Raw genomic sequence first — 10,007 nt, forward strand, 5'->3', positions numbered from 1 at the left:
TATTTCCAAATTATTTCCTTTGTAGCCAATGTAATATGCAGCGTAATTAGAAGAGGCTATAATACATTCAATATTACGTAATGTGTTACATATCAAATGGTTGTGGTTTCATAATCCTGCAACCCATCAACCGGGACTGTTGTGTTCTTAAATCGCGAGCTCTATAATCGTGACCGAGATTTACGCTCTTTTGTGATGACTTCAACGGGGAGAAAACTTGATGGTGACAATCGTGAATCAACGACAGACGTTGCTCTGGGTATTGGGTTTTTGTGCTGCATTTTTTGTGTCTGCATCGGCTCAGACGGTCGGCTTTGCGGCTGACAAGGTCCTCAATGCCGGCGCCGCGACGAGCAATATCACGCCTCCTCTAGGCGAAAGTATCGTCGGTGGCTTCAAGCCTTTCCCTTCTAAGAATGTGCACGATGAATTGCACGCCCGATGTCTGGTGCTTGACAATGGAGAAACGAAAATTGCATTTGTCATCTGCGACAACCTGGGAATTACAGAAGACGTTTATCAGGCCGCCCGAAATTTCATCAAAGAAGAAACCGACCTCCCCCCGGAAAATATTCTGATGGCGGCCACACATACGCATTCCGCGACGCGCGCCAGCAGCCCCAAATATCATGAGTTTCTTTCGCGCCGTATCGCCGACTGTGTACGCCGTGCACTGGAAAACACGGAACCCGCTCAAATTGGCTGGGGGGGAGTCGATGAACCGTCTGAAGTATTTAACCGCCGCTGGTACACGACAAATCCGGAATTCTGCAAGAATCCTTTTGGCGGCGTTGATACCGTCCGCATGAATCCCCCACGTGGTAACGCCGCTCTGGTCAAACCGGCTGGTCCCATTGATCCTGAAATCTCTTTCATCAGTGTTCAGTCTCTTGATGGTCGACCACTGGCCTTGCTGGCGAATTATTCGCTGCATTATGTCGGCGGTGTTAAGAGTGGCGAAATCTCAGCCGACTACTTCGGCATCTTTTCAGAAAAAATCGGCACCCTCATCGGAGCTCAGACCGAATCTCATCCTTTTGTCGGCATGTTGTCCAATGGAACCAGCGGCGATATCAACAACATTGATTTTCGCAATTCGGGTCAGCGTACGCAACCTTATGAAAAAATGACGCAGGTCGCCGAACTCGTCGCACAAAGAGTTGCTGAAGAATACAAAAATGTCAAATACAAAACCTGGGTTCCTCTGGGGGCAGCCAGCCGCGAGTTGACGTTGAAAATTCGTAAACCCGACGAAACGATGCAGGCCTACTTCAAAAAAGTCATGGCACAACCCGCAGACGCGCCGCAGCATCATCGCTATGAACGTAATTACGCCAGCCGCGTTCAAAGTCTGCTCGAAGGCCCCGATGAAATGACTGTGATGCTGCAGGTTCTGAAAATCGGCGATCTGTGTGTGGCCGCCATTCCCTTTGAAACGTTTTGTGAAATCGGCCTGGAACTTAAGGAAAAAACTCCCTTCAAGGATGCTTTCACCATCGAAATTGCCAATGGTTATAACGGTTATCTTCCCACTCCCGCTCAGCATAAACTGGGTGGTTACGAAACCTGGATGGGGACAAATCGCGTGCAGATTGATGCGTCAGATAAAATCGTCGCCATCATTCTCGAGCTGATGGGGGAATTGCAGGGTAAGAAGTGAACGATCTTCCTGACTCGCAGAGGCGTCGGCCCGTTGATTCCTGCGGCGAGCGTGCGCCTTTTATGAGAGAAGTGCGAAGAGAGTAGTTTCAAATGACTCCTAGGACGCTACAATACGTTTGCTGTCAGGGCTCATTAAGAAACAGGAATCGATTATGGCCAAACGATCAAAACGAGTGATGTACGCTGGAGGGGGCGTGTTGATTCTGGGGATCATTCTGGGCCAGTTTTTCGGTCTGACTCCCGGCATCAATAGCGGATCAGGAGACGGTGAGGAAAAAACAGCACCTGAAGAAGATTCTCGAGCGATTTTGGCATCGAGCAATTCTGATATTGTGCCGGTACTCATTCAACCGGAACCGAAACAAAACAAATCGCAGTCCGAACTCCCGCTGAAAGTTCTGGATATTCTGATTGATGATCGCAGCTACTTAATCAAGGCCGGCTCTCAACCTCAGGACCATTATCGACCGGCTGAAATGGAAGAGATCGTCCAGCAGGCCAGACAGACCACGGGAGACGAAGATGGAATTCGGATTCGCGTTTACCGGAAAGGCTCTGCCCGCGTGATACCAGAATCTCTGCTGAAGGAAGAACTGCAGAAGGCGGGCTTATCACCCCAGGTGATTGACTGGAAAATTCATCTCGTCGATTGAATTGCGATTTTTTTCAATAATCCTTCGCGCTCTACCAGGACATTGAACGGCAGCGGCAAAGTGGTGGCAAGTTTGCGGAATTCATCACTGTTCTCAAATGTTTTGTCACCGATTTCATAGATCCGATCGTTGATCTGCAGTTGCGCCAGATCGGCTGGTGACGATTTCACAACATCAGAGATCACAACAACCGTCGGTTCTGACTCATCGTTCTTCCATTCAATCCCCAGTCGAACTGGTTCTCCATCCAGTTCGACGGGAATTTCCAGCGGTTTCTCTGTGTTCATTCTTTTAATTTGCATGTTAATTTTGACAGGGGCACTGCGAATCAGAGCTGCGAACCCGGGAGCCGCTACAGGCGATCTGCCATCAATTTTGACGATCTCATCCCCCACTTTCAGGTCTGCTTTTTCCGCGGCTGTGTTGGACAGAACTTGCGTGATCAACAGCTTTCCCTGTTTGTATTTTTCTGCATTCCAGGCAACACCGAGTCGGGGAGGATCGGATGTATCCACGCGCGCCTGCTGATCAATGCCTTCCAGAACACCCCGGTCGGCGTTGCGGTATTCCGGTTTTTCTGTTTGCAGTGCAAAATCGAGTGTCAGCTGAGCCAGCAGTTGTGCGCAGGTCCGGGCCCCTTCAAAATCAATTTTGTGCGCATCATCTTCCGGTCTGTGATAATCGTCATGTTTTCCGGTATGCAGCATCAGAAAAGGAATTCCTTTCTGATAAAAGGGCCAATGATCACTGTCGGGGCGGATCGCGTTGTCAAAATGAATTTTTACTCCCGTCTCGCGGTGGTTGCATTTGACAGAGCAGGAACGCAATCCCGCCGCCGATCGAGAACCAAATAGACTCAACGGTTTCCCGTTAAGTCGGCCTACCATATCCAGATTGAGATAGATGGTGATTTGATCGAGGGGAACACTGGGGTAATCGATCCAGTGCTTGGAACCCAGCAGGCCCATTTCCTCTGCATCCCAGAACACAAACAGGATCGATCGTCGCGGAATGTCTTTATGTAGCGAGAGTGCTTCGATGACTTCGAGCAGTGCAGCCGTACCGCTGGCATTGTCGTCGGCACCATTATGAATCTGGCCAACGCCTCCGCGGCTGTTAGACGGTTTACCATATCCCACGTGATCGTAATGTGCGCCGATGACAACATATTCTTTTTTAATTCCGGATCATTGCCGGGAATGACTCCGATGATATTCCGGAAGCCTCCCTCGAATTCCTGGAAATATCCCTCTTCAGCCAGCCCCGGTTGGATGCCATGTTTCTGAAGAAAACCACGGATATAAGTTCCGGCAGCTTGCCCTCCCTGTGAACCCGCTTCTCTTCCCTCCAGCGAATCGCTGGCCAGAAATTCGATATGTGTTTTGAGTTCATCCACGGTGATCGAATTCACGACTGCTTTATACGCAGCAGGATAACTCGTTTCAGCCTGGGTGACCTGACAGATTCCGACACACCAGATCAGGCTGGCCAGCAGCGAGCAGAACCAGCGCTGCGTTAGTAACGGGACCTGAGAATCTGAAGGGTGACTCGCGCGATGAGATGTGGGAATTCGAAGCTGTCTGGAATGTTGATTCACGCTGACTGATTTCTGACTGAAGTTAGATGAGAGAGAGTTTAATCGACTACCTATTCTTACTCATTTCCTCATTTTCGCCAGTGGTGTGCACTGATGTACCCGGCGAGACCCGGTTCGCGCGGTGTTACAACGACTGGTATTGCATATGTTTACGAAATTTCGATAAAACACGCAATGTGTAATGCGCACACGAATCGGCAATAATTGCTGCTAAAAGACTCTTGGGAAATGACTTAGAGTACGCGACTTTAAGTTGAGATGCAAATCTGTTTGATAAATAACGACAGGCAAGGAAGCCATGATACGTTCGTTCGCTCAAAATCTGCTCAAATATTCGATTCAAATTCTGCAAAAGCGATTTGGAATCCTGTTTCTCACCGGGTGGATCTGTGGGCTGTTTGTCTTTTCCTGCGTCCAACGTTATCAGGCGTTTGTCAGCGACAGTCCGGAAGCGGTAGCCGGAATCGGTCTGGCGATTGCAATCGGTATCTGGCTGGGACTGCCCGTATCGGCTGCTCTTTCCGGGCGGACAACAGCCCCCACTCTCGACCTGAAGACGGGGCGACGCAAAATACAAATTGCATTCTGCGCCTTGTCACTCTGGTCGATTTGTTTTCCGGTACTGTTGAATCAGTTGAATCAGATACTGCATCTAATCTCGATTCAACAGATGTCGAATTTCGTTTTTTTAACGGGACTCATGATTCTGTCAGCAATGGCTCTGATCCTGCCTGCCGTGTTCTGGTGCAGCCGACTGTTCTGGTTGACGGCAAAGGAGACCGGTTTTCAGTTTGATCCGCCCCATCAAATGAATCGGCAGATCGCCCGTTATCTTGCCGGCGTGAGTCTGGCGCTGATCACCGCCGCCTACGGAATCGTTCCTCAATTCGGCTGGAATCTTTCGCTTGTTTTACCAGCGGGATTTGCATTTCTTGTCTGCTGTGGCCCGTGGATCAGCTCATACGCAAAACCTTATCTTCCGAAAACTCCTGACTGGTTAAAATTAGATGCTGCACAGACAGAGCCGCTTTCCGAACCGAGTGAAACTGTTCAGCAGGAAATATCGCCCGTCATTCCCCGGGTGATCCGAGGCAGCAGTTATCTTGTCAGTCTGGCGGTGGGAATTCTGTTTGTCACATTGAGTCGGGTACTGTTCCAGTTGTATCCGGATTCGCTCTACCTGAAAGTGACAATCTGGGCTGCTTTCTTCGCAGGAATCGCTGCAGCTTTTTCATTCATCCGTGCACGCGGGACAACACATCGGGCTCAAACTGCTGCCTGCTTAACTCTTGGAACGGGCATCCTGGGCGTCAGTTGCCTGGCTCTCTTTCCGCTGCTTGTCTCCTGCATGCTGTATGCAAACGCGTATATCGAATTTGCTCAGATCCTGGCTCTGGTACGGGGAGCATTAACTGCCGTTGTCTTTTCTCTGTTAGGCTGGTGCTGGGGAGGCTGGCTCAACGTCTCTCTGCAGTCCCAACATACAAACACTGATCAGGTTACAGATTATCAGCTTCCTGTCTGGCATCCGTTCTGTTTACTGGCAGGCATGTTATGCAGCATGTGGCTCATTGGTTCTGCGGCTTCAGAGATCAAATCGATTACGGTGTTTACATCACTAGGTTTACTGTGTCTGGCGGCTGTCGTCTGGTTCTCTCAACTGCGATTTCCCCGCACACGATTTCAACTTGTAACGATCGCCGGCAGTGTGACCGTACTCATTGTCGGTCTGGTTTTTCATCAGAATTACGACGCCCGCCGCTCCGCCAAACTGTTGTTTTCCACGAATACCTTTACAGGCCTGCGTTTCGGATTGAAATCAGAACTGTTGCCGCACCTGGATGAAGGACGTTGCCTTTCGGAAATCGAGGGAGAATTCGGCACGTTCACTCTCTGGTCCTATCGCGAGAACCAGATCCAGATCCGCCGCAGTGGTTTGCCTTTCGGTGTTACCAGTGTCGACGCCGGTTTGTGTCCGCACACCACGGGTGAGCTGATGCCGTTTCTGATTCCCGTGATCCTCCATGAGCGCCCGTCGGACGTGTTGTTTCTCGGTCTGGGATCAGGCGTGGGCATCAATTCCAGCCTGGATTTTCCGGTACAACATGTGACATGTATGGAGTCCGACAACGGTCTCGTAAAATTGTATCAGGAAGAAATTGCGCCGCGCAATTCGATTTCCGCCTTTGAATCAGAACGCGTGCAACTGATTCAACTGCCGATCGCGCTGGCGATGGCTGCCCGGTCGGAATCAAACAAGCAGTACGACTTGATTATCAGTAATCCGGTTCAGTCTGTGGTGACTCAATCCCAGTCGGAATATACGGCTGAGTTTTATCGGAATGTCTCTCGCCATCTGAACGCAGACGGGATTTTCTGTCAGAGATTTCAACACATCGATTTTGGTGCACAACCTTTACGCGTGATTGCCCAAACCTTTTTATCTCAGTTTCAACAGGTGATGGCAATTGAAATTGCCAACGGTGAAACATTATTCCTGGCAACGAATTCGGAACAGGGGTTTATTCGAAAAGACCTGATTGACCGGATACAGGCTCCGCAAGTGCGGCGCACTCTGGCTCAGGTAGGCTGGGACTGGTCGGTCCTGCTGAACCTGGCCGCCTATTCCGGAGAGGCTTTACAGGACATGACGGCCGATGTGAAAACGAACGCCAATACCACATCGAACGGGATGTTTGCCTTTACGCTGCCTTATGAAATGATGCGCTGGGGGTTGAAACGGGAAGAAGTCCAGAAAATGATTTCCCAAAAGAACCGCACCGGTCGTCTGATCAACTGGATGCACCTGGAAAAAGATGACCCCCTCGTACTCAGAAGACTGTCTGAAGTCACCGCACAAAACAAATTGATGGCGCAATACCCGGATCAATACTGGAAATACCGGAAGCCTGCTAAAGAGCAGATCACGGAAAACCCCCGCTCCCTGATCAAGCAGGTCGCAGCAGAGAATTTAAACAAAGATGATTATATTCACGATGAAGACAAACGTCGCATGCTGTATTTCAAGGCCCTGTCTGATGCCATGGCAAAAGCGGCTCCCTCCGTCGAATTAATCAGCCGTGTCATCAGAGTCTCTGCCATTTACGATCCCATGATCACCTATTTCATGCACGATGAAGTAGCCGAGCTTTACAAAAAGTCAAAGAGTGCGCCTCCGATTCTGGAATTTTCACATCGTCTGCATGCCATCAATTTCGGGGCTGGTTCAGATCGTTCCATCAATTCGGTTGTGCGTGCCGTGGAATTGGCGGCTGAACACCCGGAGATGTTTCAGACACCGGATCAGCAGTGGGACCACTTGAACGGACTGCTGCAGGCTTTGAAAACGCGTTGGGACAATCGTTCGCAGGCGAGCCCCGTCACTTCCAAACAGGCGCTGCACGATATCGAACTCAGTATTTCTGCCATCGAACTGGCGTTGGAAACGATGGAAGGGATACACGACGAAGCCGGGATTTCTCAGGAAGACTGGCGTCTGCGTAAACTGGTGCTGGAACGCACCTTGGTGCGACCTCTACAGACCTATCACAGCCGCGTCCTGCCTCACCACTATAAGAAAACCCGCGAAGAGACCAAACAGCTCCTGGATAATCTCAATCTGCCTGAAGTACCTTCCATTTGAGGCCGCTTTCGCTGTATTTCTGCCATGATTTCTTTTTTGGGCTGCGCGCTGGCTGATTGCTTCCCCGGTTCCTGAAAATTCATTTTCCCTGAATCTTTTTGATTCCTGAGCGGGTATACTGGCTCAGAGCACAGGAAATACTCCCGCTAGTGAAGTGTTCCTTAGCCCGGCTGATTGAAAAAAAGTACACGAATTTTAATATTTGAATGTGTCAGTCGAATCAGTTAGAACACGTTCTTGCGACCTCGTGAAAAAGAACGCCCCTTCAAAGACAAATTCGTATCCGCGGAAAAGGCGAACCATGGCAGACTATTACACTTCAGAAACCGGTTCTCAACGGGCATTTTCGCTGTTTTCGACGCGGTGTTGGCGTGTGCTGAGCGTGGTTTTGTCTCTCAGCCTGCTTTTCAGCAGTTCTCTTCTTGCGCAAGAACCGCCGAAAAAAGAAGATCCCAAAAAAGACGAAACCAAAAAGCCGGTGGAATCGTTGTTACCCAAACCGATTATTGTCGTGAATGTCGCGAGTATTGAACGAATTCTGCAGGACATCGATTTACTGTTTGAACTGGTCGAGCGTCCGGAAATCGCTGAAATCGCATCTGCTTCGCTGGCGAACGTCAACGATCTGGAAGGAGTGGATAAGAATAAAAATCTGGGAGCGGAATTGTATCTGAAAACCGGCATCCTCCCTCAGCCGGTGTTCGTTTCCTATGTTCCGGTTTCAAAAATTCGCGCTTTTATTGAGACCCTCGAAGCCATGATTCCCGGCGATGAGGAAACCATTAAAAAGGATCCAAATCGCGAAGATATTTATACGATTGAAGGCAGACGTGGCGAGTCGATCATTCGAATCCAGGATGCCTACGCTCATATGCTGTTTCGCGGCGGAGAAACGGACGAAACGCTGGAGATCATTTCCTCTCGAGATTTTGGCAATCCGGTACAGCAGTTTCAAAGTCTGACCAATGACTATGACTTTGCGGTCAAACTCGATCTCAGTGCGATTCCCGAATTGATGCGGACGACGTTTTTAGGATTCTTTCGCACCGCCATTGAAACTCAGTTACAGCAAAGAGACAGCGAATCGAAATCAGCGTATGAGTTACGCCGGATGTCGGGCAAACAGAATCTGGAAGGCATCGAATATTTGCTGAATGAAGCGCAAGAGATGGTCTTTGGCGCCACCATTGACAAAAAACAAAACCGGGGAATTATTGATGTCCTGCTCAAGGCCCGGCCGAATAGCGATCTGGCCCGTGATATTAAAAACGTGCCTGGTAAAGCCAGCTATTTCAGTGTGATTACTTCCCGTGAAAATCTGCCGATTGCTGTTTCGGCTTCCATGAATGTGGCCCGTCGCGAAGCGAAAGCGTATCTCAGTTATTTATCTTACTTCGAAAAACAACTAGCCGAAAAGTTATTAACCGAAGACGAGCGTCTGCAAAACACGAATTCGGTTCAGCAGTTTTTTGCGCCCATTAAATCGATGGTGGAAAAACGGCATCTCGATCTGTTTGCCCAACTGGTCTCTACACCCTCTCGCAAATTTGCATTGATCGGTGGTATCAAAGTCGCTCCTTCTGACAATCTTCCGGCGGCACTCCTGGATCTGGTGAATCGTGTGGATAAATTGCCGGATAATAAGGTTAAGATCTTTACCAACGCCGAAACCGTGCAGGGAATTGCCTTACATCAATTTCAACCTGATCTGAAATCAGCCGACGATAAACAACTGCGTTTTCTGGGTGGCGTCCCTTCGCTTTACATTGGCGCTGATTCGCAGGTCATCTGGTTCGCGATGGGCACGGATATCGCGGTAAGTGCGTTGAATGAAGCAATCGAACGCATCAATACCGCGTCTCCTGAAGAACGAAAAGAACAGCGCACGGCTCCTTTTCAGGCCGAATTTCATCTCAAACCCTGGTTAGCTCTGTTTTCGAAAGAAGAAATCGAACAGAGTGGCGATTTGATGGGCATGCTGGATGCCGCCTTTCAGAAAGACAACGATCTGATTCGACTCACAACACAGCCGACGGAGAGCGGAGTCCGGTCCCGTATCCAATTCGATACGGGTTATCTCAAACTGCTCGGGTATTCCATCGCCCATAAGTTTGATGAAAGTCAAGGACGTCGTGCACGCAATGAACGGGATCAAAAGAAAAAAGGTCTGCCAGATCCCGATAAATAACCGGCCTGCAATCAGTATCCCAAACTGCGGGGAAGAATTTGTTCAATTCTTTTTAATCGTCACATAATGGCTGATGAATTGTTCCTGCGACATCGATTGTGTCAGATCAATATTGGCCTCTTCAAACATGCGGCGCATCGAGCGACTCTTTTTCCATTCTTCGGGAGAGACGGAATTATCTTTATCGCGGTCAACCAGTTTGAAAAAATAGCTGGCCTGACTCGCAATCGGATCGCTGGCAGGAGTTGAACTATTGACCGTGGG

General features: G+C 49.5%; 6 protein-coding genes. 4 read left to right on the forward strand and 2 right to left on the reverse strand.

Annotation, left to right across the window (positions count from 1 at the left end):
- The first annotated feature begins 220 nt into the window (after positions 1-220).
- Together Q0294_RS09100 and Q0294_RS09105 are read left to right on the forward strand one after the other, a co-directional pair.
- Positions 221-1,660, forward strand: coding sequence for a hypothetical protein (locus Q0294_RS09100; RefSeq protein WP_299463673.1), 1,440 nt, complete (start codon positions 221-223; stop codon positions 1,658-1,660).
- 154 nt (positions 1,661-1,814) lie between these two features.
- The gene (locus Q0294_RS09105; RefSeq protein WP_299463676.1) at positions 1,815-2,315 is read left to right on the forward strand and encodes a hypothetical protein; all 501 of its coding nucleotides are present in this window, start codon (positions 1,815-1,817) and stop codon (positions 2,313-2,315) included.
- Here Q0294_RS09105 and Q0294_RS09110 read toward each other — a convergent pair.
- On the reverse strand, positions 2,300-3,496 hold the full coding sequence (locus Q0294_RS09110) for a M20/M25/M40 family metallo-hydrolase (RefSeq protein WP_299463688.1): 1,197 nt from the start codon (positions 3,494-3,496) through the stop codon (positions 2,300-2,302). The genes Q0294_RS09105 and Q0294_RS09110 overlap by 16 nt on opposite strands.
- A 714-nt stretch (positions 3,497-4,210) precedes the next feature.
- On the opposite strand from Q0294_RS09110, the gene Q0294_RS09115 reads away from it, so the two are divergent.
- Both Q0294_RS09115 and Q0294_RS09120 read left to right on the forward strand, forming a co-directional pair.
- A complete protein-coding gene (locus Q0294_RS09115) occupies positions 4,211-7,555 on the forward strand; it encodes a hypothetical protein (protein WP_299463679.1) in 3,345 nt (1,114 codons plus the stop codon).
- Positions 7,556-7,856: 301 nt separating this feature from the next.
- Positions 7,857-9,743, forward strand: a complete 1,887-nt coding sequence (locus Q0294_RS09120; RefSeq protein ID WP_299463682.1) for a hypothetical protein — start codon at positions 7,857-7,859, stop codon at positions 9,741-9,743.
- 42 nt (positions 9,744-9,785) lie between these two features.
- On the opposite strand, the gene Q0294_RS09125 is transcribed toward Q0294_RS09120, so the two are convergent.
- Positions 9,786-10,007 (reverse strand): hypothetical protein (locus tag Q0294_RS09125; RefSeq protein WP_299463685.1); only part of this gene is annotated, 222 nt, incomplete at its 5' end.

It is taken from the genome of uncultured Gimesia sp., assembly GCF_937919775.1.
Classification (GTDB): domain Bacteria; phylum Planctomycetota; class Planctomycetia; order Planctomycetales; family Planctomycetaceae; genus Gimesia.